The organism is Finegoldia sp., assembly GCF_046991905.1.
GTDB lineage: Bacteria > Bacillota > Clostridia > Tissierellales > Peptoniphilaceae > Finegoldia.
The window spans coordinates 110,663-136,558 of sequence record NZ_JBKWZF010000002.1 but is presented as its reverse complement, the minus strand read 5'-3'; the positions used below and the strand labels follow the sequence as shown (position 1 = coordinate 136,558).

The following is a 25,896-nucleotide window of genomic DNA, read 5'->3' as shown; positions in this document are numbered from 1 at the left end:
ATGAAATATTTTTTTAAATTTTAATTCATGATTTTTTTCTTGCCGGTAATATAATCTTCTAACTTGTATATAAGAAAAATATATATCACAGCATTTCCAATCATATGGTTGATATCAAATGGAATTGATGTCATGTATCTTGCAATGAATACATTCATTCCCATAACAGTCATGCATTCCATCAACGTGATTATAAGTCCATACAAAAATCCCGAAAGGGACAAAAATATAGTTTTGGTTACTAATGTTTTTCTTAAATTAAAAACATTGAAAATTACATAATTAAATACAGCCAAGATAAAAAAGTCTACCACTTGAAATAATACCCATATTCCAAACCCAAGCACAAAACTTGTGACTACCATCGTGACTGCATTTACAAATAGTGACTCTTTTAGGTTCTTTTCAATTGCAAGTATCAGTATGACATCCGACAAGATTTTTACATTCGGAATTATATTCAAATAAATTCTTGTCAGGATGCATACTGCTGATAATATTGCAATTCTAGTCAAATCACTAGTTTTCATTATTTCATTTCTTGAAATTTAAATTCTATCTTGTCATTTTCGTTAACTTTGTAATCGCCGATTCCTACTTCTGCCATTTTGTCGTTAACATAGTACATCCAGTATTGTTTTTTAGCTGGATCTTGTTTTACGCCTTCTAATTCAGTCATCATACCTTTTTCAAAAACAGCTTTGTGATTTTTTTCAAGGTATTGTTGTAGATTTTCATCCTTTTTGATTTCAGCATCTTCTTTTAAGATTTCTTTGTTGTTAACTTCATCCATAACAACGATTTGAACCTTAGTTGCTTCTTTGTCTGCTGCTTTTTCTTCTATTTTGTTTTCGTCTGTTTTTGCTTGTTCTTGTGTTTGTTCTGTTTTTTGTGGCTCTTGGGTCTTATCTTTGTCAGCGTTACAAGCTGTCAATGAGAACACAAGCATCATCAATACCAATAATTTTTTCTTCATAATCATCTCTCCTTTGGAAATTCCATCGCTTTCGCGAATATTTTTTCATAGTCCTTTGTCATTGATAGTTCTATATAATTCATATCTTCTGCAAGAGTGGACATTTCTTCTTTTATTTTATCGTTCATTAAACACATGTACGCTCCTATTAAAGATGAATTACCTACATAACTTATTTTGGATTCAATTTCGTAAGGCAGAATTCCCACACCTACGATTGAAGATGGTTTCAAATGACTTCCGAATTGTCCTGCGACAATACATTCGTTCAAGTCGGAAATATCCAATCCCTCTTCATCCAAAAGTTTTATAAAACCAGAAAGTATCGCTCCTTTTGCTAGCTGTACTTGTCTGATATCTGATTGTGTGATAACAAGTTCATCATTCATCATGAACTCTCTTTTATTATCCACAATTCTAACCAAATCTTTTCTAAAATCATCGACAGAGTTTGGATCTATAATCCTACCTCTCTTATTGACGATTTTATTTCTAACAATTTCGCTGATTACAGCAAGAATACCACTACCACAAATCCCTTTTGCAGGTTTGTCGCCAATCGTTTGTAATTTGACGTTTGACCCGTCAATGACAACATCTTCAATGGCTCCTTGTTCTGCTCTCATTCCACATTTTATATTCATACCTTCAAGTGCAGGACCAGCTGCACAAGAACAACAGTACAATTTTTCGTTAGTCTTCAAAACTATCTCGCCGTTCGTACCAATGTCGATAAACAAAGTGTTTTCTCTGTTTCTCATGTCGGTAACATAAGCACCCGCCACGATATCTGCTCCAATGTAAGCGGAAACATTTGGCAATGTGTAAAGTTTTGCATCCAAATTAAGTCCGATGTCTTCACATTTCAAAGTCTTCGCTTCAGTGAATACTGGCTTATATGGAAATTTCCCCAAACTTCTCGCATCCACACCCAAAAGCATGTGAATCATCGTAGTGTTCGCAGCGATATCTATCTCTTTGATGCTCTTTCTATCTATTTTTGATTCGACAATCATCTTGTCTATCAATTTATTCATAGAACTTACGATACTGTGTTGCAAAATCTTTATCGCATTTTCATTTTCATACTCGAAAGTAATTCTCGTAAGAACATCCAACCCGTATTTTGTTTGGGCATTAAGTGCTGAGTTTTTCGCAATGATTTCACCAGTCTTCAAATCCACCAAATTCATGCACACAGTTGTAGTACCAATGTCCACGCAAATCCCGTAACCGTCTCTGTATTGTTTTTCAAATTCTGGCATGTCACCTGAATCAAGTACATCTATGGAGCTGTTTTCGCTTAATGTTTCCACGATGACATCGCCACTCATTGTAACTGCACACGAAAGCCTAACTCCGTTTTCGATTTCTTCTTTTTTCAAAAGTCTTTTTTCGGTATCAGTTATTTCGTTGACATTTCCTTCTACAACTTTTATCTTACACTTTCCACAAGTTAACTTACCATTGCATGAGTTGTCGATGTAGATGTCGTTTTCAAGCAATGCATTCATCAAATTGTAGCTTTTGCCGTCTTCTAATTCAATTGTTCTGTTTAAATTATTAATTCTTATCTTCATAATCGTAATTCTTAGATGCTGTTATTATTGATTTCAAATTTTCAAGTGGCGATCTCATACCTATTCCACAAGCTGGAGACAGGATATTTGATCCGTTGTTTACTGATATTTTAGCTAGTTTTTGAATTTTTTCACTGTCTGAATATTCAAGCGCATAAGTCGACACATTGCCCATCAACACGTGATGCTTCAAAACTTTCTTCGCATCTTTCAAAGATACAATTGAGTCGAAGCTCAAGCAATCAGAGTGAATGTCGTTGCACAAATCAAGTACCGGCGTCATTCTTCCACAAATATGAACAATTTTTGGAACGTCTTTGATCCCATCCAAAAACTTATTCAAATATTGTACAGTGAATTCTTTGAAGAATTTAGGTCCCATAATTTCACCAGTACCAGAAGGATCTGAAACTGCGATAACATCTGCTCCTGCGTCTATTTGTCTATTCGCAAATTCTATTAAATGATCTGTCACATAATCCATAAATTCGTGAACTCTTTGTGGGTCTTTTCTAAGAGCCTTGTAGTATTTTACAGAATCCATTATTGAAGATGCAGTGCTAACAGGTCCTGTGATATTTCCAATAATTGGAGCGTTTTTTTCTTCGTCCTTCAAGATTTTAATAGCCTCAATCACGATATCACTTCTGGAATCTTCCTTCTTGAAATCTTTTATCTTTTCCCAATCTTTGATGTTATCGAATGCGTATTCAATAACGTGTGGTTCATAAATTTCATTTCCAAAATCGACAACAGAACCCATATCTTCAGCTTCAATCGTCATGCAGAATGGAACTCCGATATTCTCAAAAATTTTCTCGTCGTAGATAGCTTTTGCCAAATCAGCCATTTTCCTAGAATCCAAGTGAGCTTCTGGAAGATAGATATCTTTCAATTCCATTAGCTCTTTGGATATCATATTCATCATTCCACCCGGACAAATCACAGGAATTCTGTCGATGAAAATATGATTTAAAGCATTCTTTAATCTATCTTTTTCATTAATCATTGTTATCCTACTTATCTTTTCCAACTAATCGCTTGGCAGCTTCTACAGCTTCAACAGCGTTTTCTGTATATGAATCTGCTCCAATTTTATCTGCAAACGCTTGAGAAATAGGTCCTCCACCAATCATTATTTTGAACTTGTCTCTTAGTCCTTGTTCTTTTAACATTTCGATAACTTTTCCCATATTATCCATAGTAGTTGTCATCAAAGTTGACATACAAATCAAATCAGCGTCGTTTTCTACAGCAGCATCGATGAAGTCTTGACATTTAACATCACGACCCAAATCGATCATTTTAAATCCTGCAGTTTCCATCATTAATTTTACCAAGTTTTTGCCGATATCGTGAGTATCACCTTCGACAACTCCGATAACTCCGATTCCAAGTATGTCGTCATCGTTCATTTCAACGTATTTTTCCAAAACATCCAATCCAGCATACATAGCATCACTGCAAAGTAAAATATCTGTAATGAAATATTCTTCTTCATCATAAAGTTTGTTTGCTTCAGTCATACCTTTGATAAGTCCGTCAAATATACCAGTTTTTGGATCAAATCCCTTGTCGATATATTCTTGGCACACATCTGCGATGTCTTCATCTTCCATTTCTACTACCATTTCAGCCATTTTATCTAAATATTCTTGTTGTGTTTCCATGTTACCTCCTAATTATAATTTCATTTATTTTCTTAAATTTTCTATCCGACAAATTCATACATCTGTCTCCAAAAATCTTGTGATTTTCTTCAAATAAAAAGTCTACATATCTTTGTTCTTCATCTTTTTCAATTGGTCTAAACTCAGCTTTGTCCAAACTAATCAATGCCATTGTGGATTTTGGGCATAAGTGAAAATTAAATGGTTTGTCGATATTTTGAATATCTTCCAAAAATTTCATCAAAAACTCATCGACATAAAGTTGCATTTGTTTTGGCCCAATAATATCAGCTCCTGCCAAACTATCGGAAAAACTAATCAATTTTATTCCACTATCGACAAGCTTCTCAATATATTCTACCAAAGCTTTTCTGATTTCATCGTAAAGTTCAACGATTTTATCGTGTTTTTTCCTAAAAGATCTGAAAACCACCTCGGAGCTTGCCAAGTTATCTAATATAACCAATGGACCGGCCACCTCAACAATTACTCTTTTATCGTCCTTCATCTTATCAATCGCTTCAAACAAAGCTTTGACATGTTTTTGATTGTAATCAAAATCAATCACAATATCATCTACATTATCGTACTTGTACTTGCTGACTTTTCCAAGTTCTGCAACAGCACCCATGGCTTCTGATTCTAATGTAGAAGACATAGGAATACTTCCATAGTCCTTATCCTTGAAATGTTCTACCAAACAGTCTGCATCTTCAAATAATCCCGGATCAATTATGGGTGTCGTCTCCATTATAATACAATCATAAGTTCCAACTTTAGCCATTATTCACCTCGATTATTACAAAATCATCACTATCATTTGTAGAATCAGAAATCTCAATTCCACTTAAAGTCTTGCTCACGAAAACTTTCTTATCTAAAAGCTCGACATTTCCTTTTGCCCTGACAATACCTTCCTTGTTCACAAACTTTTCTAATTCTTCCTTTGAATCGAATTTCAATTTCTTTTGAACATTGGTCTGAAACTTAGAATCCTCGTGAGAATGTTCACCGTGGTCGTGATGATGGTGCTTTCCACAGCATTTGTGACCGTCGCCGTGACAACAACATTCGTGTTTGTCTTCTTTCTTGTTGTCCTCAAATTCACTTACAATATCATTTGGATTTATCTTTCTGAAATCTTCCTTATGAATAATTGCATGCTTGTTAAATTGTTCGATTGACTTCTTCACTTCGTCGATTTTTTCTTCTTCCAAGTTTTCAATGTTCGTTATGTATATAATATCAGCGTTTTTTATTTGATCATTGAAAAATTCTCCGAAATCATCGTGAAAACAAATGTAACTGTCGCAATCGACAATTGTCACACATTTTTGGATTTGCAAATTTTCTTCGTCTTTCAAAACTTCCAATATATCCGTTAGCTTCGCAACTCCTGTCGGCTCAATTATGATGTACTCAAATTGGTCTTTGTCGATTTTGTGAATAATTTCCTTAAAATCGCTCTTCAATCCACAGCAAATACATCCCGAATTGATTTCAATTATATCGTCGTTTTTAATCAACATTGAATCAATACTCACATCACCAAATTCATTCTCCAATACCAAAGTATTTTTGGAAAAACCCAAAATGTGATTGATAAAAGTTGTCTTGCCTGAACCTAAAAATCCCGACACTATTATTGTTTTCATATTATCACCCATTTTGATTTTATCATATTATATATTGAATATTATTTAAATAATAATTACTTATTGGATAATCAAATAAATCAACTTTCCGATTTTGATAAAGCATTTACTTTGCTATGATAAATTTTTATGATTATTTTTATCTTATATTTCTTTTTACCAATTAAGAAATCATTATCACAAAAATATTTTTGTGTGAAATTAAAAGTTTTTAATCTACAAATCAATTTTATTAAGTTTTTATTTAATTTTAATGAATAAAAACTACAACTTATAAAATATTTCAATAAATGACTGAATTTTTCTATGGTAGAATTATAATGAAATTTATAGCGACAAATTCATTAAATTATTTTTAAAATTTAAAAAGGAGGATGTATATGTTCAAAGATGAGATGACTCCAAAGGAGAGAATGGAGGCCTTCTCAAAAGGTGAAGAAATGGACAGAATTCCAGTTGTTCCTGATATGGGCGTTACAATGAGTGATTTTCTGGGATATAAAACTTGGGATTATTATTCAAATTCTGATGTAATCGCCGATACGGAAGTAGCTTTGTTCAAAAGGTTCTACCACGATTCCATCAGTGTATCCACAACATTAAGGGGAATGGCAGAAGCCATGGGAACTGAAATTTGGTATCCAGAAGATAGTATTTCACAATTAAAAGATCCAGTTGTGAAAAAGGTCGAAGATATCGAAAAATTAAAAATCATCAATCCATTAAAAGATGGAAAGCTACCAGTGTTGATCGATGCATTGGAAAAAATCAGAGATCAAGTCGGAGATGTTGCATCAATCGGTGCTGCAATGACTGGACCATTCTCTGTAGCCGCAAGTGTTTTGGGTACTGAAACTTTACTTCGTTGGATGGTTAAGAAAAAGGATGCCGTTCATAAAATTATGGATATCATAACTATTAACAACGGAGAATACATTAAGGAAGTTGGTAGTAGAGGATTTGGAATGGGATTTGCCGATCCAGTTTCAAGTACTACTTTGATTCGTAAGAAACAATTCGAAGAATTTTCACTTCCATATTTGAAGAGAAATATTGCAGATGTTAAAAAATACTGTGGTTCTTCTGCAGGGTTACACATTTGTGGTAATTCAAAAGATTTGTGGGATTTGTTAAAAGATTCTGGAATCGGTAACTTCTCACTTGATAACTGTGAAAGTTTGTTGGAAGCAAAACAAATTCTCGGTAACGACATTGTGATTACTGGAAATGTCCCCCCAGTGGATGTTATGTATTTGGGAAACACTGAAGATGTAAAAAAATCTGTAAAAGAATGTATCGACATAGGTTACGATTCTCCATGTGGATATGTGTTATCTACAGGTTGTCAAATACCAAAAGGAACAAAATTAGAAAATATCGATGCGTTCATGGAATATGGACGTGGATTCGGAAACTATAAAAGATTAAAGGAGCTAAAAAATGAAACCAAATAAAAAAGCACTTCTTCCACTTGTAGTGTTTGTGCTATTCTATGTGTTGTCAGGTGTTGTATTGTCACTTCGTGGAGTAGAAATGCCTTTCTATCAAATTCCTTCACCTATTTCTATAATGATTGGTGTTGTTGTAGCATTCATTATTTTTGAAGGAACTATCAACGAAAAAGCCGACGATTTCGTAAAAGGCTGTGGCGATGAAAACATAATTATAATGTGTATTATTTACTTATTAGCTGGAGCTTTTGCTCAAGTTACTAAAGCAAGTGGAGCGGTAGATTCTGTTGTAAACTTCAGTTTGTCGATTGTTCCTGTAAACTTCCTTGTACCGGGAATTTTCTTGATATCTACATTCTTATCCATTGCAACAGGTTCATCTGTAGGATCTGTAGTAGCATTGGGACCTATCGTTTACGGTGTAGCCGTAAAAATCGGAATCAATCCTGCACTTATGCTTGCAGCTTTGATTTGTGGAGCAATGGCAGGAGATAACTTGTCACTTATTTCCGATACAACAATAGCCGCTACAAGAACTCAAAACATTGGAATGAAACAAAAATTTATAATGAACTCAAAATTCGGTTTCCCTGCAATTATAATTTCTACAATAATTTTCGCAATTATAGGAAGACCAGAAACTACAATTACAATGGTAAAAGAAAGTTACAACTTAGTTTATGTAATTCCTTATTTATTAGTTATCGTAACTGCTTTGATGGGAATGAACGTATTGTTGGTATTATTCTCTGGTACATTATTAGCCGGAATAATCGGAATGATTTACGGAAAATTCGACACAATCATGTTGTCCAAAACAATTTTCGAAGGCTTTACAGGAGTATTAGACATATTCCTATTATCAATGTTCACAGGTGGACTTGCTTATATGGTTAGAAAACACGGTGGTATTGATTGGATTATAATGAAAGTTAAAAATAAAGTTAAAGGAACAAAAAGTGCCGAAGTTGCAATCGCAACATTAGTTGGACTTACAAATGTTGCCGTAGCAAACAACACAGTATCAATCTTGATAACTGGTCAAGTTGCATCTGAACTTACAAAAGAATACGACGTTAAACCATCACGTGTAGCATCAATATTGGATACTACAAGCTGTGTTATACAAGGAATTATTCCTTACGGAGCACAAATTCTAATCGCTTCAGGACTTTCTGCAGGAAAAGTAGCACCTACAGATATAATGCCTTTCTTGGTTAACCAATACGTATTATTGGCGATGATGATATTGACAATTATCACAAGATTCGGAACAAACTCAGACCCTGCTACAGAAGTTGCAGATGAGTAATTAATAGCAAAACAAAACACCTCACATTGAGGTGTTTTTTGATTGCAACGGTTATATATTTCCATATATAAAAAATCGGATTTGATTGTTCAAACCCGATTTATCGTTAAATATTAGTTATCACTTCTTGCAAATCCGTTTTTCATTTCGCAGCTAGCTGTGAATAAAACGTCGTGAAGTAATTTGTCTGTTTTTTCTTTTAAGAAATCTGCCATTTCTTGGTTTGCTTTTTCAAGCAATTCATGAGCGTTTCCTGAATTCTTAGCAAATTCTTCATCGTATTTGTTGATGATTTCGTTGGATTTTGATTGAACTGCTCCTTGGTATCTTTCGATGAAGATTGCTGTTTTGTTGAAATGTGCATCGCAAAGTGCAGCTATAATTCTGTTAGCCCAGTAGAAGTTTTCTGAAGTTGCCTTTGTAACTTGATCTCCAACATAGCTTGGAGTTGTTTCTACGTTTGCGTAGAATGCAACTGCTGCGTTGAATGCGTTGCTACCAAATGATAACCATTGAATTGCTCTGATTTCTTCTGGAGCGTAAGGTCTGATTTGTGTGAAATGAGTTACATTGTCACGGCTAATTCCCAATGGACGATACATTCCACGATAGTTAGGATCTCCGTGTTTTGCGTAGCAATCATAAGGTGTTCCTTCATAATGGCTAGACAATATTGTCTTCATATCTTCTACAGTGATTTTTCTTTCTGGTACCATTGCCCATGGCAAATCATCAGATTCTGGTGTAAAATCAGCATCAATTCCATCCCAAATCAATGTGTTTGGATTGAAATATCTAAGCATAATCCATGCTCTTGGTGTGTTATATGTGTGATCTGAATGATCATGAGATCCGTATGCTAATCTTGGATTTACATAATCTTCTTGATCTAAGAATAGGTGATGTTTTTCGGACCATTCTTTCAAATCTTTTGAACACATGAATTCTTTTTGTTCGCCGTAAGCATCATCAAAATCAAAATAATCAATTCCCAATTGGTTTGGCATTACAACGTATGCATCATCAGGAACTCTTCTTGCCATCCAGTGATGTCCACCGATTGTTTCCAACCACCAAATTTCATCAACATCTTGGAACGCAATTCCGTTTGATTCATAAGTTCCGTGTTCTTCTAATAATTTTCCTAATCTTTCAACACCTTCTCTGGCTGAGTTAATGTAAGGAAGAACCAAAGTTACGAAATCTTCTTCGCCAAGTCCACCGAATTTTTCATCTTTTGTTGGAGATTGAATCAAAGGATCTGCTCCTTGAACTCTTGGGTTAGTAGTGATAGTTTCAGTAGCACTCATTGAAATATTTTTTTCATTAACGCCTGATGCAGCCCAATCTCCTTCAAATGTGTCAGAGTTTGGAAGAGCTGTATATCTCATAGGATTATCTGGTAAATCCACCTTACATCCAGATAAAACTGATTCGTATTTTCTAGGTTGGTCTTCTGGTTTTACAACGATAAATCTCTTCGCTGTAAAAATTCCAGAAGGAGAATCTTCACTTCTTGAAATAATTGTTGAGCCGTCAAAGCTCGCTTCTTTACCTACTAATAATGTAGTACATGCCATAATTATATACCTCCTTAAATGTGATATCCTTTTCTAATATCCAATATCATTATACCCCTTTTTTCATCGTTTTACACTAGGAAAATAAAAAGAACTATCATAATTTTACAATAGTTCTTCTGATTTTATTCCTCTTCACCTAATGCATCGATTGTGTCGTCAGTCAATCCTTTTAATTTTTCGACGTAATTTGCATCGTGGTTTTTCTTAGGAATCAATACTATCTTGTCGTTTTCAAGTTCACATTCGAATATATCTCCAACTCTTAGGTCGTATTTTCTCATTAATATATCCGGTATTGTTATTTTGTTTCCTTCTTCTACTTCGAAATTCATATTATCCTGCCTTCTTGTAATGTTGTATTTACTTTATTTTAGCATTATTTTGTGAATTTGAAAAGTTTTTCATATTAGTTTTTTTAATTTTAGAATATATTACAAATATTATCATTCCTATTACAGAGTTAACTACTATTGCTCCACCTGGTTTGATGTCAAATTGATAAGATTGGATTATTCCTAGCATCATGTATAAAATCCCCAGTATTATTGTGATGATGTATGTTTTCTTGTAGCTTTTTGCGATGATTAATGATGTGGCAACTGGCAACACGATTAAAGATGTCACCATCAACGCTCCTACGATTTTGACTGCAAGGGCAATTGTTATTGCTGATAAAAATGTAAACACCGCATTGATTCTGTTTACTTTGACTCCTGCAAGACGAGCAATGTTTTTGTCGATTGAAATGGCCAATAATCCAGAATATTGTGAGATGGATACCGCCAGTATTAGAATGAAAATAACAGAAATGTTTATTACATCCATATTTGTTACAGAAGATATGCTTCCAAACAAGTACGATTCAAACGAATTTCCACCTGGTGCAAAATCCGACAATATCGCTGCTATTCCAAGTCCTGTGCTCATTATCACAGCTGTTGCCATGTCACCGTATTGTGGGAATTTTTTCCTGATTAATTCTATTAAAAACGCTGCTATAACACAGACTATTGCAGAACCTATCAATGGGTCAAATCCCAAAATCAAACCCAGACCAACTCCACTAAGTGCTGTATGAGAAAGTGCATCTCCTATCATCGATGTTTTACGATTGACCATTATTATTCCTATCATCGGTATCATTATTGCAAGCAAAAACCCTGCCACCAGTGCTTTTCTCATAAATGCAAATTCTAGCATCGTACAAGCCTCCCTTCTATCATTTCGTATTGTGTCCTATCTATATCCAAAGCTTCTATTTCTTTTATTTCGTGAGTTACCATTATTACAGTGATATTGTATTCTTTGTTTAATTTAGCGATTGTTTTGATAAATTTTTCTTTGTTTTCTTTGTCTACACCAGCTGTCGGCTCATCGAGTATAAGAAGTTTTGGCTCATTAATCATAGCTCTGCAAATCATGGCTCTTTGTTGCAATCCTCCAGACAATTCATTTACAGGTCGGTTAATGTATTCTTTCATTCCCATTTCTTCCATAATTTGTTTTGCCTTGTCGTAATGTTTTTTGCGAGGAATTTTGATAAAACCAAAATCCTCATACAAATTCAATGTTACAAGCTCCAAACAAGTTATTGGAAATGCAATTTTATTGACGATGTTGATTTGTGGAACATATCCTATATCACGATAACTTTTATATTCTTTGATGTTTTTATCCAATATTTTTATTTCTCCATCGTCTGTTTTTAATTCACCTAGCATTAATTTCAGTAGAGTTGATTTTCCACTGCCATTTCCACCTAAAATTAGAGCCATTTCTCCTTGAGTAATTTCTAAGTTCAAATCTTTAAGCACCAAGTCTTCATTATATCCAAAATTTAAGTTACTGATTGTTACTGCATTCATTTATACACCTGCCTTTCTCATGGATTCGTATAAGTTTTTCAAATTCATCTCTATTAATTCGATATAGCCCTGATTATTGTCCTGTTGTTCTTTTGTGACAAATTCCATCGAAGCCAATGGTTTAATATCGCCACCCAATTCTTCTGATAAAGTCTTCGCTTCTTTAGGAGGTTTCCCATATTCATAAAATACCGTAGTAATGTTTTTCGTTTTCGCAAAATCCACGGCTTTTTTTATTGTTTTAAGACTTGGACTTTCCATGCTAGTAAGCCCTTCTAATGGATACTGAGTAAGTCCAAAATCCCTCGCTATATATGCATAAGCGTAATGTGTTACCAAAAAGCTTTTGTTATCTAATTTACTAAATTTTTCTTTGTATTCTGCGTCAATATCTGTCAATTTATCAACGTATTTCAATTTGTTTTTGTGATAAATTTTCTTGTTATCTGGATACTTTTGTATCAATTTATCTTGGATACTATTCAAATATTTTTTTGCATTTACAACAGATAACCATGAATGTGGATCGTAAGTTATCTTGTCAAATCCTGACGAAGACCCTTCCATTACAGGTTTTAATTTGCCCTCATCTTGAAGCAATTTACCGTTAGTATCTTGTAAATAATATGGTAGCAAATCTTCGCTTATTCTGTCCGATACAAAAATCCACTTGCCCTCATCTTTTATATTGTAAAATATCTCTCCAGATTCATGGCCCATTTCAAGGCCATATACTTTTCCTTCTTCAACATCGAAAGTGTTTTTTTGGTGAACAATCTCACCTTTTTGATTCATAATTTCCTTAGCTTTTTTGACTAATTCTTTTTTGTCTTCTCCATTGTCCTTGAAGAACGCAACCCTCATAATATCTTCATGAGTATGCCCAAAATCTATTTTTCGTTTTCCCTTTGTTAGGTTCAATTGTGCCATATATTGAAAATCGCCCCTTGCAGCAGCTCCTTTATACGTGATTAGCTCTACAGAATCCGACAACTTCAAAATATCCAAATTAGGCAAATTCTCGTGCACCTTGTCTACCCAATGTTCCATATTCGCACCATTTACAACCAGCAAATCTGCATCGGCAAGTTTTTTCATATCCTTGGCAGACGGCTCCCACAAATGAGGCTCCTTATCCACAGGCATAAAAGTTCTCACCTCAACAGTATCTCCTGCAATCATCTTAACCAAATCATGCACAGGAAAAAACGATGTGTAGATAACAGGTTTTCCTGAAGATTTTTTCGTGTGATTGGAACATCCCGCAAACAAAACCATGCACAAGGCTAATAGAAAACTCAAAAGTCTCTTTTTCATCTAAATTCTCCTTTTCAAAAATCAAAGGACAGGTCGTCCCTGCCCTTTGTCAATTTCATATTCCAACCTTATTCTTCGATTTCTCCGATAATTTGTTTATCAGTTGTGTTTGGTTTTACGAAAGTTGGGAACCAGCCTTCCTTTGCAAATAATTCTTCCTTGTCATTACCATATCTCATGTGGAAATGTGTCAACTCTTCTTCGCCGTGAATTGGCATCATCAACAAAACTTTGTATTTTGCATTAGAATCCACAGCTTCAAAAACATCCCATTCTAGCATGTGTGATCCATGTTTTACAGCCTTTTTTTCTACAAATTTGTACTCAGTTTCAGCTATTTTATCTCCATTTTCTGAAGGGATTTTGCTTGTAAATGTAATCTTGTTTCCGTCGATTTTCAATCCGTTGAATTCACATTTTCTTTTTTCAAGATAATCTGATTTAGCTTTTTTCTCATCAACATTTTCTTTTTTCGCTAAAGTTTTGAAAGCGCCTTGAACTTCTGGCTTATCCAAATAGCTTCCCATGTTGTTCCATTCTCCATCCCAATCAGACAAGCTTACTTCTTCTTTTTTGTCCTCAGTTTTTTCAGTAGCTTTGCTTTCTTCTTCTTTTTTGTCTTCTTGCTTTTGTTCAGTTTGCTTGGTATTTTCTTTCGGTGCATCTTTTTGTGCTCCACAACCATTCAACAACAAAGCCGCTGACATAACTCCAACCAAAGTCATCAATTTTAATTTATTCATATCAATACTCCTTATTTATATTTGTTAGTAAGAAAATACAAATAGTTATTAATATCTCAAAACAAATTTGAATGCATTCCAATTTTATTAACTAATTAACTTACTACAATAAAATTTGGTTTTCTATTCTATCTTCCCTATTCAATTTTAAATATGTAATAAGTTTATTTGAGAATTAAAAACTTATTTAGTTGCAAATTACGTCTAATCTGCAAAATCAATTGTAAAAATCATCCTACTAACTTTATCCAAATACATAATAACATTATTTTTTTATTCTGTCAATAATGATAATCATTTGAATTTAAAAAAACTCCGAGATATTTCTCGGAGTAAGTTTTATTACTCATTTCTATTTAATAACCATAATATCTGTTCATTTTTCTAAAATTCTTAAAAGCTTTACTCCCAGTATTATATAATGTGGATTGTTTCATATTCATCTACTTGCATATTTCTTTAGCGGGTTTTCCCCTGAGATAATTTTCATATATAATCTTCTGTTGTTTCTCTTATAATTTCCTTACTTTTTCGTACAAGTTTTTGACTTCTAATCTATATTCAAAGCCCTGTTTAATATACTTTCCAGATTCAATAAAATTCATAATTTCCTCTCCATCTTATGTTTGATAATATAGAGATTCAATACTTCCTCTAGGATTTTTCTTTAAATATTAAAATCTAAGTCTAAATTTAAGATAAACATTAAAAGTAGCGTAAATGAGTATAACACACACGATAATTCAGATTACGTAGATAATATCGCAATGCAGTAGAACTTTATTATAATGATACGACCACTATTAAGTATTATTCATTGGAATGTTGCATAAAAAAATGCAAAAAGTGAACCCATTGACTTGGAAGAAATATGAAAAATAATCAAGAAAACATTTAAGACAAAGTACAAAAAGCAAGGCTATCACGCCTGTTAATTGATAACTACACATCAAAATTGAACATTTAAAAATCGGATTTGATATCAAATCCGATTTTGTTGGCTTCGTTTATTTTGTAATTTTCCTGATTAATAGACTAGTATAAATAAAATATTTGATGAAAATTCACATTTGGATATTAATTCCAGAATGTAGTCAATGTTATGCTTCCACACTATCAAAATAAACTTGCTAATATGTTTGTTTATATAAATTTCTTTATTTTACCAAATATGTAGTTTTTTTCATCTGAGTTCATAGCCATGCTAAAAATTATTATAAAATAACTTATTGTGTACATCATAACGTGACTAATAAATTCTATATAAAAGTTTGACATTTTTATTTTTTTTATCAAAATCCCTACGAATAGCGATAAAATCGCATATCCAAAAATAGGAATAACATTTTTCCAAAACATTTTAATATCAAGTCTGATAACTTTCAAATAAACTCTATTCATAAATATCCATGATGCCATTATAATAGAAACCGTCGTTGCCAATGCTGCACCATACATTCCATATTTTTTTGAAAAGAAAAATGTTAAAAATACATTTAAAATTGCTGATATAAATAGAATCCTAGCTTTGTACCAATTTTTATTTTTAACAAGCAAAATTACATTTCCTGAACTTTGTATTAAATCAATAGAGTATGGTATCATTAAAAGTAATGCTACGTAGTATGCTCCAGCAAAATCTTTACCCGCAATAATAAAAATAAATTCTTTCCCAAAAAGTATTACACCCGTTAACATTAACAGCACTAAATATGCCTGATATCTTCCAATTCTTGTAAAAATTTCTGAAAGTTTTCTTTCTTTGTCTGGCGTTTCATTTAACCTTGTAATCATAGGTACAATAACACCTGTAATTACAACGCCTGTACTAATGAAAATTGAATTAAATTGAGAACCTATCGAATATACGGCAACTGTTTCTGTTCCATACAACCATCCAAGAATTATTTGATCCGTTTTCCAAAAAATCTGATCTGCAATTGAAATCAATAGCACCGATGCCGATAGCCCAAATATTCCTCTTATTAAATTATCATCCTTAAAATGATACTTAATTTTAACATTTAGTTCTCGTTTAGAATAATAAAGACAAACAATTACTAAAAATATATTCATAATTAACTGTATTACAACAATTGTAGATGCATATGGATACTTCTTAATCATTAATAAGACCGATATTGGTTGTAGAATTGTTATAATTAAATCTAACAACTTTCTAAATACAAATTTTTCATTTGCAAGTATTGACGCAGAATATACAGATCCATTTAAATATACGATAATATTTATTATCATTATCCTAAACATAAATAAGGCTTCATTTAATTCATGTTCAGATAAACTTTTAAAGAAATTAGACTTAAACAAAAAAGTAATCGGTAATGAAATTATTACTACTATAATTGACATTACAATAAATATTCTTCTACTTATAGCTAGCGTATTTTCCATTTTGACTTCATCGTTTTTTATCAGATATTCTGTGTAGTATTTCATAACCGAAGCATTTAATGATGTATACATTGATGAGAAATATGCTATGATAGACCCTATAAGTTGATAAAGTCCATATTCACCCTTCCCAATATTAGAAAGTAAAATAGGAATATATGTGATTGAAACTATAGCGGAAATTACAGTGTTTGCAATACTTAGTGCAACCGCTATTTTTTTATTATTATTTACACTTTCCTTCATATTTTCTTCCCTCTTGTGTACGTACATTCATTCGTGAACAATGTCAATTAATTTCCGTTTAAATTTTAATTATTTTTCTTCTTTTCCGTATATTATTATAAACTATCACTACAAAATTTATCAAAACTATAGCAACCAACACTTCTGATTTTAAAAACAAACTAATTATGCTATCAGCATTTGATCTGGGAATCATTAACAAACTCCCTATTAACATTAATGTTATACTTCGTCCTAAAATTGTTTTAGAAGTAAATGATGAGCATTTTTTTATAACTATACCATATACATAGCTGAAAATCAAAACTCCAAAATAGCCAAAATCATTGTATGCTTCTGCAATATAACATGTGCCTAAACCTCTACCTCTTACATATCCATATGGTAGAACAAGATATGAAATAATATGTGCAAACGAATTACCATTTATTGCTTTTTGAATACTATTTCCACCAAATGAATTGAAGTTAAATAGTATATTACTTATAGGATTATATTTCAGTGCTTCAATAGTAGATCCGAATGAATAAATTTTTCTGGGAATTTTATGTTCATATAATTTTCCATATCCTATTACACTTGAACTTACTCCTTGCTTTACAAAAATATCTATAAATGATGATGATCTATTCGTTTCAAAAATTGTGTTATTAAATCTAATGCTTCCTACTATATCCAAGCCAATAATAAAAAAAGGTACTATTATCATTAATGTTATAATTTTGCGTTTACTTATCCATTCATTCTTCCCAGAATTATCCGAACTTCTTAGAATAAAATATATAAAAATTAACGAAACATTTACAACAAATATAGATCTGTTCCCTGTCATCAATGTAATAAAAGAATATATTAAAAATAATAAAATAGGAAAATTTGCTTCTTTCTTTTTTGGTAATGTAGAAAGATAAACAAAGAAATAGATTCTACATCCATAAGCGAATAAAGTAATCAAATATGGAATTCTAACTGCTTCATCTATATACAATTCCGTGTATCCTACTTCTCTAACCTTTATTACTCTTAATATTTCAATAATAATATAAGGTATATAAGAAGTATAATATAATATTAGGCTAGCCTTTCTAAATAATTCATCGTTGTATATTTTAGACTTAACCCTAATTCCGTTTATATTTACCGATGAAGTATAATATCCTACTGATATTCCTATTAAGGAAATTAACAATGATAAATATATATGATTATGCGTTGTTGTGTCAAAAAGCACCACTCCATTTGAATACCCAAAAAATTCATACAAAAAATACGATCCTAATAAAAACATAAAATAACATATCAGAAACATTATTAGAACAATATTTTTCTTATAGTTTTTTATGTTGAAGACCATAAGCATTACAAATAAAAACATCACTAAAAAAAATAAAGTATTAGTTTCACTAACTACTGAAATAATAAAAAATATCAATAGAGTAATAATAGATATTATAATGTATTTTGCATTAAATTGTCTGCTTTTATTACTTATATCTGATAAATTATTCATCAAATCTCCTTTAAATGATTTATAAAATCCTTATAGTTTACTGAGTTTCTAAATTTTTTTTCCCATATTTTTCTTGAATTGTATTTATAAGTATTATACAAGTTAGAATCCATAAACTTGATTTTTAAAATCGCTTCTATTAATTGTTCTTCTGTTAAATTAGCATCTAAGAGTATCCCATTTTCTCCATTAATTACAGCTTCTGATGTGCCACCTACATTTGTAGCGATTACTGGCATACCTACAGATTCCGCTTCCATTATAGAAACAGGTAACCCTTCTGATTCACTAACATTAATGAATACTGAAAATTCTTCGTTTTCGATAATGTTCAAATATTTATCATTATCGCAGAATCCCCTAAAATCTACTGAAATATTTTGTCCACAATTTTTAATAATGTCTTTTATTTCTTCTAAGTATTTTTCGTCTCCATCTCCATAATGCACCCACTTGATGTATCCATCTTTTATATTTGTAAGAGCACCTGCTATAACATGAATTCTCTTAATTCTAGCAATTCTAGAACATGTTAATATTACAAAATTTCTATTATTTATTTTGTTATTAAGTTTTATTTCTTTTGTACCTAGTCTATGAAGAAAGGTTTTTTTATTTAATTCATCATAATTTTCTAGATATCTCATTCCGTCTTCTGATATACAATGTATTTCATCAATTCTACTGTATAGATAGCTTCTATATGGCAAATAATTTTCCTTATTTCTAAACTCAAATATATCTTGCGCATGACATCTAGATACAACCTTAGCATTAGGAAAAATATCTTTTAATCGGCAGCAGGCCAAGCTAGAAAACCCTACCCTATATGTATAAAAAATAAGATTTTCTGTCTTTAACATTTGATTTTTATCAAATACTTTTTTTATATTACTTAATACCAATTCGCTTTTAGATGAAAATAAGAAAAGACGTTTTAGAGAATTAAAAGTTAATTTTTTCGTTTCTACCATATATTTTAATTCACTAATCATATCTTTCCTGAAAATACTTCTTATTAAACATATAATCCTATGAATAATTGAATTGTAATGTATACCTAACTTGCCAATTTTGAAATAGCTAGGAATGTTTATATGCGTATTACTATATTCATGGCCTTTTACTGTGAAAAAAAATATTTTATCTTTCTCGTCATAATATTTTACTTCTTCATTTAGATAAATTTCATCCTGCATAAAGTCAGAAATTATTATTAATGTCATTCTATTTCCTTTCTAACTTATCTAATACTTTAGAGTAAAATGGTAGCTTCCCTATTTGATCAGGCATTTGAACAACATCTGGATCTGATGCGCTATTACCTTCAATAATACAAATAGTTCCATCATTTTTTATAGCTATATCCCAACCTACATATCTAATATTTTTATTAACATCAGCAGCTCTTTTGACTGTTTCAAGCACATTTTCCCAGTATGGAATTTTAAATCCTACTATTTGTTTGTTTGATCTTGGGTGAAATATATATCTATTATTTTTTTTATCTATTGCTTGTGTATATACTATTCCAGTATCTATATCTATTAGTGCCGCAAGTCCTAAATGATGAAAATTATCTGTGCATCCTTTTCCATTTCCACACCTAAATACAGCGTTCATTATTTCAATAGTTTTACCTGTATTTATAGTAACAACTCTTAATGTATTTACTGATGACGGATTGAAATCTGACATTTCTTGGTTCTGTATAATTAATTCTTCTAAAATTACATTCATAGCACGTAATTCCAAATACTTTTGCTTCAAGTCTGATATTGCATCGTAATCTAGTATTCCTATTCCATTTCCACCGCTACCATCTTTTACCTTATACATAGAAACCGGGAATTTAACCACAAACTCATGAAACTCATCATATGTTGCTTTGCTTAAATCTATCCAAGCTCTCCCAAGAAATTCAGTGTAATTTTGGTAAAATATGCTCTTATCATCAAACTCTTTAGTTTTTAATTTTCCATTACAAATAGTCACTATTTTTTTCCATTTACGAGCTACAATAAATTTTTTTCTATCATATGATCTTCTATAGAAAAATTTATATTGAAAATAATCATTTATTCCACATCCGTATCGTAGTGTACACCGTATAAAATCTAAAATAATATAAATTTTTTTAAAAAAGCCGACATTTTCTTCTATAAAGTACTTTTGCAATAAATTATATTTTTTTAAATGAACAGTTATATATTCAATTCCTCTTGAACTATTATATCCTGTAATTTTCTGAGTATGATTGTCGGTTTTATCATTTTTTTTCATTTTACAATCCAATTTCCTTTATCGTATTCAACTGCCAATTCATATAAACTATTTGCTAGACACACATCTATAAGAGCTAATCCTACAGAATTGAAGTAAATAAATTCATTATTGCTTTCTCTACCTTTTTTTCTTCCATTTATTATGTCAACAAGGTCAGAATATATATCGCTATCTTTCAATAATCCTTTTTTGTACATCTGTGAAATTGTCTGCGTCCTATGTTTTACACATTCCCAACTATCACAAATAATCTTATTTGCGCTTAATGCTACATCAAATTCATCTTCAAGTCCTGCAACATGAATGTACAAGCTTCCTTCTTTTATCCATTTTTTCTTCAAGACCTTCTCTTGGGAACTAATGGCTGTAATTATTATGTCGCTATTACTAGCAGCTTCTTCATAATCATTCGATGAATTAATAAATTTTACATCTGGATAAAGCTTCTCTAACTCATTAATTAAATCTGTAATTTTAGTTTTTGTTCTTGAAGAAAAATAGCATGTATTTATTTCTGGAATGACACATTTTATTAATTTAAAGTGAGCTTTAGCTTCTTCACCTGCACCAATAAATCCTATAACCTTTGAATTTGATTTAGCCAAATACTTAGCAGCAATTGCTCCAACAGCTGCAGTCCTTAGACTAGTTGCTAATGATGAATTTAATATTGCTTTGAGCTTTCCCGTTTCTGTTTCAGACAACAAAGTAAATCCTTCAACATTATCTATTTCTTTTTTCTTATTAGATGGAAAAACTGATATCCATTTTATCCCTGAAATGTTTTTATCTAAAATAGTAGCAGGAAGGCAGTTAATTCTGTTCTGAGTTCTTTCATCTATTATTAGCGATGTTTTATCATGTTGTATTACAGTGTCAGATTGAGTTAACAATAACGCTTCTTGAACTGTTGATAATATATAATCATAATTTTCGTTTATCAATGAATATATATCTTCAGATGATATATATAGGAATTTGTCTTTCATTATATCTCCCAAATTGTAAACAACATATTTTCGTCATTTTCGTCACTTACATCTAGTACATCTTTCGACTTTTTAAATGTATCATTAATTTCCTCAATCGTATTGCCCGTAACATGCAAATATCCAAACACCTGTAGTGTAGTCCCTGAAGCTGGTATAGTATCTCCTATTGAGTGTGATTGAACAAATTCATGAACTCCTTGTATTTGTCGCAATCTATCTATGCCTCTTATTTGTTTTATAGTACAAGGTTTAATTTGTATAGGTAAAATTGAATATAATTTGTTCTTATCGTGATTTACTTCAGTAATATCATCAAAATTCTTATATAGTCCATTTCCATATAACGAATGATTAATAAGTATCTTCATCTGATTTATACCATAAAAATACTCTACTGGATAGTAAGTCAATGAACCTCCATATCTGAATCCTATCTCATTGAAAATAAATTTATTTTCATAATAAAAAGATTCAATCCATATAGCACCATATTCGATTTCCTGATCTTTTATCATTTTTATAGCTTTCGCATTTGTGCTCTCTAAATATTCTGCCTCATGGATGGAAGGAAATACTTGTAGTGCCATAACAGGCGCTGCGTTTTCTTCTATTTTTTTTGATTTTTTATCACTCATGCCACAATATTTTACTATTCCGTCTTGAATTGTATATTGTATGATTACGCTATCTGATGGAATATATCTTTCAATTAAGATATTCTTTGATTTCGAATTATGTAGCGCCTTATCGATACCTGCCTTTAGTTGTTCTTTATTTTTACAAATACTTATTCCAGTTGATCCGTTGTTATCCACTGGCTTAGTAACTAAAGGATAGTACTTCATATCATCTAGCTTATCATCCCCGATATCAAATGTCTCTGTTACGTCAATTCCGTGTTCTATACATTTATCTTTGAATATTCTTTTATTTGTAGACATTTCCCACTGTTTTCTGTTTGTGTAGTATGGCAAACCTAATCTTTCACACAATTCAATTGCTATTGGTATATTCACTTCACTTGCTCCAGCATATATGCCATCTACCTTCTTATTAATGCACAGTTCGTATACTTTTTCAATATCTATTGTGCTAATTGAATAAGATTCATCTGCGATTGATTTTACTACAGCTTTTGGCAATTCTTGATTATCTACAGCTATTAATTTATATCCTTTTTCTTTTACGTATCTCGCTGCATCAAGAAAATAATTAGAAGCACCTAAAAAAAGTATAGTTTTATTGTTCATTTTCAACCTCTATTTTAATCATCTTAATTGCTCTTTCCGCGTTTTCAATAGCTTCAATTTCGTTATCTCCCTCTGCTATTACATGGCCAATTCTGTCCCTACTATTTTTTATTTCTGAAATATTGTCCCCTTCCTTTACACATATTTCAATTTCTATTATTCCCGGAAGATTTTTCGCATCGTTTAATCTTAGAACACTTTTTATTTTCCCTGGATTTATATTAAAATAACGAATAGCAGAGCCCTTTTGGTTTTTACTTGGTAAAACTACTTTTTCATTCAGTGATATTTTAAGCATTAATTCTATCATATCTATTCCTGTGCTTAATGGTACTAAATTGCTCGTGATGAAATCTCCTCCCATCCTAGCTCCCATTTCTATAACTTTAGGTCCTTCTTTAGTAATCATGACCTCTATGTGAGCAGGCCCGTTTTTTACACCTATAGACTCACATGTAGAACTTACTAAGTGTCTTAATTCATTCATTAATTTTTGTTCAATATTTGCTGGTTGGCTATGTCCAAGTTCAACAAAATATGGACTACCTGTTGTCTCTTTTTTTGTAACTGCTAATATATTTGAAACTCCATCAATACACATAACTTCTATACTGATTTCTTGTCCTACTAAATACTCTTCAATAATTACTGATCCGTTTCTACTAAAACCTTTACTGTATATAATAGCATCGTTTAGTTGGTCTATTGATTCTACTAGCTTTACTCCTCTACTCCCAGAGCTATCCGTTGGCTTAATAACACATGGAAACTTTATAGAATATTGATTATAATCATAATTATTTTCTTTTTCTAAAATAAAGTACCACGGATGTGGTACGCCGTCTTTTTCAAAAGACTGAATCATAAGTGCCTTATCGGTAGCCTTAAGAGAGGACTCATAACTTATTGAAGTTAAACCTAGCTTTTCAGATGAATAAGCTATTGATCTGACTGGCATATCTGTAGCGGTTGTTACAATTGCATCAGCCTTAAATTTTTTCGCAATTTCATATACACCTTTTTCATCCGTCGTGCTAACACAAAAAAACTCGTCCGCTTGTTTAACACAGACTGCATTTTCATTATAATCAACAATTCCTAAATAATATCCATCTTCAATAACCTTGTCTATTAAAGGTTTTTGTAAAATGGAGGCTCCCAACACTAATACTCTCTTTTTTTTCATACTATAGTAAACCTCTAACTATTGTATATACCTGTTTTGAACAGAACTATTTTAATTGTTTTTATTAAAATTTTTAAATCGGTACTCAGTGAAATATTATCTACATACCAGCAATCTTTAATTATTTTTTCCGATTGCGATATTGTATTTCTATAATACGCTTGACTGTACCCTGTTATTCCAGGTAAAACATTTAATCTTTTTTTTCTATATTCATCTAATTCATCATATCTCATACTAACCAAACTTGGTCTTGGACCTATGAAAGACATTTCACCCTTTAAGACGTTAAAAATTTGAGGCAACTCATCTATTGATAATTTTCTTATTAATTTACCTGTTTTCGTTAATCTTTCATCTTTATTGCTGTTATAGGTTGACCCATCAGGATTTCTCAGATCAGGTGAATTCAATTTCATTGATCTCAATTTGTACATTTTAAACACCGATCCGTTTATTCCTCTTCGTTCCGATATATAAAAGATATCCCCTTTATCTTCAATATATATAAGTAACCCAAAAATGATACATATAATTAATACTATCGGTGATATAATTAAAGATACAAAAAAATCAATAACTCTTTTTAAAATTTTTTGATAAAACAAGATTTCCCCCTACAACAATTTTCTTAATTTACTTGTAATATATTCAACGTCTTCTTCAGAAAGAAGAGTATGCAAAGGTAATGTTATCTCGTTTTTATAAAAATCATAAGCATTCTTATAATCTGATATTTTAAAACCTAAGTTTTTGTATGCTGTTAACATCGGTAATGGTTTATAATGAACATTACATGCAATGCCTTGTTCTCCCATTTTTTTAATAATTATATTTCTCTTATTTTCATCAGCTTCCGTCAATCTTGTTATATATAGATGACCTGATGAATTATAATTATCACAATAATGATTTAAGTAGTAAATTCCGCTTTGTTCTAATTGTTCATTATAAAGCTGTATTAGTTTTTTCCTTTTTAACAACATGTCAGGATATCTCTTCATTTGAGCAATTCCTAATGATGCTAGAACATCTGTCATATTACACTTATACCATGGTCCTATTACGTCATACTCCCAGGCACCAACTTGCATTTTAGACAACGCATCTTTTGATTGTCCATGTAATGAAAATAATTGATATTTTTTATAAATGTCCTCATCACTAATTCCAGCTATTGATTTCCAAGTCACTGCTCCACCTTCAGCTGTAGTAAAATTTTTAACTGCATGAAAGCTAAAACATGTAAAATCAGAAACACTTCCTATCTTATTTCCTTTATAACTTGCTCCAAATGCATGTGCAGCATCTTCGCATATTACGACTCTTCCTATCGCTTCTTGTATCTTATTGCTAGGTTTAAAAATAGTTCTCTTTTTCTCCACTATTTGATGAATTCTGTCATAATCACATGGTATTCCAGCAACATCTACTGGTATTATCGCTTTTGTTTTCTCTGTTATAGCGTTCTCTAATTTATCATAATCCATTTCTATTTTATTTGGATATGAGTCAACAAGAACTAACTTAGCACCTACGTGACATACTACTGACGCTGTAGCAGTATATGTATATGCTGGAACAATAACTACATCGCCTTCACCAATACCTAGTAATCTCAAAGTTAATTCCGCACATGCGGTTTGCGAATTTAAACAAACTGCCCCATCCGCTTCACAATAACTTGCAACTTTTTTTTCTAATTTTTTTGTTTTTGGTCCTGTTGTAATCCAACCTGATTTCAAAGCATCTATCACTTCATTAATTTCTTCATTACTTATATCAGGTGGTGAAAATTGAATTTTCATTTTTCTCCTTATTATTATTCTATTTCTATATTCTTTTTAATTGAAATTTAT

At 31.5% G+C, this 25,896-nt stretch carries 24 protein-coding genes; 2 read left to right on the top strand and 22 right to left on the bottom strand.

Annotation, left to right across the window (positions count from 1 at the left end; all coding sequences use genetic code 11):
• Positions 1–20: 20 nt before the first annotated feature.
• The 7 genes from ACLUJM_RS01810 to ACLUJM_RS01780 are packed head-to-tail and all read right to left on the bottom strand — an operon-like array spanning position 21 to position 5,881.
• The gene (locus tag ACLUJM_RS01810) at positions 21–530 is read right to left on the bottom strand and encodes a hypothetical protein (RefSeq protein ID WP_094208159.1); all 510 of its coding nucleotides are present in this window, start codon (positions 528–530) and stop codon (positions 21–23) included.
• Complete coding sequence (locus tag ACLUJM_RS01805; protein WP_412412026.1) at positions 530–976, bottom strand: DUF4430 domain-containing protein; 447 nt, start codon at positions 974–976, stop codon at positions 530–532. Before ACLUJM_RS01805 ends, ACLUJM_RS01810 begins: the two co-directional genes overlap by 1 nt.
• A 2-nt stretch (positions 977–978) precedes the next feature.
• Complete coding sequence (locus ACLUJM_RS01800; protein ID WP_094223090.1) at positions 979–2,556, bottom strand: ASKHA domain-containing protein; 1,578 nt, start codon at positions 2,554–2,556, stop codon at positions 979–981.
• Complete coding sequence (locus ACLUJM_RS01795) at positions 2,540–3,565, bottom strand: MtaA/CmuA family methyltransferase (RefSeq protein ID WP_094223089.1); 1,026 nt, start codon at positions 3,563–3,565, stop codon at positions 2,540–2,542. The genes ACLUJM_RS01800 and ACLUJM_RS01795 overlap by 17 nt, the downstream gene beginning before the upstream one ends.
• Before the next feature lie 7 nt (positions 3,566–3,572).
• Complete coding sequence (locus ACLUJM_RS01790; RefSeq protein ID WP_102164188.1) at positions 3,573–4,226, bottom strand: corrinoid protein; 654 nt, start codon at positions 4,224–4,226, stop codon at positions 3,573–3,575.
• Position 4,227: 1 nt separating this feature from the next.
• Positions 4,228–5,010, bottom strand: a complete 783-nt coding sequence (locus tag ACLUJM_RS01785; protein WP_278735720.1) for a uroporphyrinogen decarboxylase family protein — start codon at positions 5,008–5,010, stop codon at positions 4,228–4,230.
• Entirely contained in the window at positions 5,003–5,881 is an 879-nt protein-coding gene (locus ACLUJM_RS01780; protein WP_316533252.1) for a GTP-binding protein, read from the bottom strand. The genes ACLUJM_RS01785 and ACLUJM_RS01780 overlap by 8 nt, the downstream gene beginning before the upstream one ends.
• A gap of 380 nt (positions 5,882–6,261) precedes the next feature.
• On the opposite strand from ACLUJM_RS01780, the gene ACLUJM_RS01775 reads away from it, so the two are divergent.
• Positions 6,262–7,335 carry a uroporphyrinogen decarboxylase family protein gene (locus ACLUJM_RS01775; protein ID WP_412412025.1) on the top strand — a complete coding sequence of 358 codons (1,074 nt, stop codon included), beginning with the start codon at positions 6,262–6,264 and terminating at the stop codon, positions 7,333–7,335.
• Complete coding sequence (locus tag ACLUJM_RS01770; RefSeq protein ID WP_412412024.1) at positions 7,322–8,644, top strand: Na+/H+ antiporter NhaC family protein; 1,323 nt, start codon at positions 7,322–7,324, stop codon at positions 8,642–8,644. Before ACLUJM_RS01775 ends, ACLUJM_RS01770 begins: the two co-directional genes overlap by 14 nt.
• 113 nt (positions 8,645–8,757) lie before the next feature.
• Here ACLUJM_RS01770 and ACLUJM_RS01765 read toward each other — a convergent pair whose 3' ends face one another.
• From ACLUJM_RS01765 to ACLUJM_RS01695, 15 genes are all read right to left on the bottom strand, one after another.
• Complete coding sequence (locus ACLUJM_RS01765; protein WP_412412023.1) at positions 8,758–10,224, bottom strand: C69 family dipeptidase; 1,467 nt, start codon at positions 10,222–10,224, stop codon at positions 8,758–8,760.
• A 125-nt stretch (positions 10,225–10,349) separates the two neighbouring features.
• Positions 10,350–10,559: an AbrB/MazE/SpoVT family DNA-binding domain-containing protein gene (locus ACLUJM_RS01760; RefSeq protein ID WP_412412022.1), complete on the bottom strand. Its 210-nt coding sequence runs from the start codon at positions 10,557–10,559 to the stop codon at positions 10,350–10,352.
• Positions 10,560–10,587: 28 nt separating this feature from the next.
• Positions 10,588–11,427, bottom strand: coding sequence for a metal ABC transporter permease (locus ACLUJM_RS01755; RefSeq protein ID WP_412412021.1), 840 nt, complete (start codon positions 11,425–11,427; stop codon positions 10,588–10,590).
• Complete coding sequence (locus ACLUJM_RS01750) at positions 11,421–12,092, bottom strand: metal ABC transporter ATP-binding protein (RefSeq protein WP_306478991.1); 672 nt, start codon at positions 12,090–12,092, stop codon at positions 11,421–11,423. The genes ACLUJM_RS01755 and ACLUJM_RS01750 overlap by 7 nt, the downstream gene beginning before the upstream one ends.
• Positions 12,093–13,409, bottom strand: coding sequence for a metal ABC transporter substrate-binding protein (locus ACLUJM_RS01745; protein WP_304066151.1), 1,317 nt, complete (start codon positions 13,407–13,409; stop codon positions 12,093–12,095).
• 68 nt (positions 13,410–13,477) lie between these two features.
• On the bottom strand, positions 13,478–14,152 hold the full coding sequence (locus ACLUJM_RS01740) for a ZinT/AdcA family metal-binding protein (protein ID WP_102164174.1): 675 nt from the start codon (positions 14,150–14,152) through the stop codon (positions 13,478–13,480).
• A gap of 1,143 nt (positions 14,153–15,295) precedes the next feature.
• Positions 15,296–16,813 (bottom strand): oligosaccharide flippase family protein, encoded by a 1,518-nt coding sequence (locus ACLUJM_RS01735; protein WP_180960083.1) that lies wholly within the window; start codon positions 16,811–16,813, stop codon positions 15,296–15,298.
• Between the two features lie 58 nt (positions 16,814–16,871).
• The gene (locus ACLUJM_RS01730) at positions 16,872–18,323 is read right to left on the bottom strand and encodes an O-antigen polysaccharide polymerase Wzy family protein (protein WP_102164172.1); all 1,452 of its coding nucleotides are present in this window, start codon (positions 18,321–18,323) and stop codon (positions 16,872–16,874) included.
• On the bottom strand, positions 18,323–19,549 hold the full coding sequence (locus ACLUJM_RS01725) for a glycosyltransferase (protein ID WP_102164171.1): 1,227 nt from the start codon (positions 19,547–19,549) through the stop codon (positions 18,323–18,325). The genes ACLUJM_RS01730 and ACLUJM_RS01725 overlap by 1 nt, the downstream gene beginning before the upstream one ends.
• A 1-nt stretch (position 19,550) precedes the next feature.
• Positions 19,551–20,606 carry a sugar-transfer associated ATP-grasp domain-containing protein gene (locus tag ACLUJM_RS01720; RefSeq protein ID WP_102164170.1) on the bottom strand — a complete coding sequence of 352 codons (1,056 nt, stop codon included), beginning with the start codon at positions 20,604–20,606 and terminating at the stop codon, positions 19,551–19,553.
• The gene (locus ACLUJM_RS01715) at positions 20,603–21,598 is read right to left on the bottom strand and encodes an ornithine cyclodeaminase family protein (RefSeq protein WP_102164169.1); all 996 of its coding nucleotides are present in this window, start codon (positions 21,596–21,598) and stop codon (positions 20,603–20,605) included. The genes ACLUJM_RS01720 and ACLUJM_RS01715 overlap by 4 nt, the downstream gene beginning before the upstream one ends.
• Positions 21,598–22,851: a hypothetical protein gene (locus tag ACLUJM_RS01710; protein ID WP_306478993.1), complete on the bottom strand. Its 1,254-nt coding sequence runs from the start codon at positions 22,849–22,851 to the stop codon at positions 21,598–21,600. The genes ACLUJM_RS01715 and ACLUJM_RS01710 overlap by 1 nt, the downstream gene beginning before the upstream one ends.
• The gene (locus ACLUJM_RS01705) at positions 22,841–24,037 is read right to left on the bottom strand and encodes an ATP-grasp domain-containing protein (protein WP_102164167.1); all 1,197 of its coding nucleotides are present in this window, start codon (positions 24,035–24,037) and stop codon (positions 22,841–22,843) included. The genes ACLUJM_RS01710 and ACLUJM_RS01705 overlap by 11 nt, the downstream gene beginning before the upstream one ends.
• Positions 24,038–24,051: 14 nt before the next feature.
• Complete coding sequence (locus ACLUJM_RS01700; protein ID WP_102164166.1) at positions 24,052–24,645, bottom strand: sugar transferase; 594 nt, start codon at positions 24,643–24,645, stop codon at positions 24,052–24,054.
• Positions 24,646–24,654: 9 nt separating this feature from the next.
• On the bottom strand, positions 24,655–25,845 hold the full coding sequence (locus tag ACLUJM_RS01695) for a DegT/DnrJ/EryC1/StrS family aminotransferase (RefSeq protein WP_412412020.1): 1,191 nt from the start codon (positions 25,843–25,845) through the stop codon (positions 24,655–24,657).
• Positions 25,846–25,896: the final 51 nt, after the last annotated feature.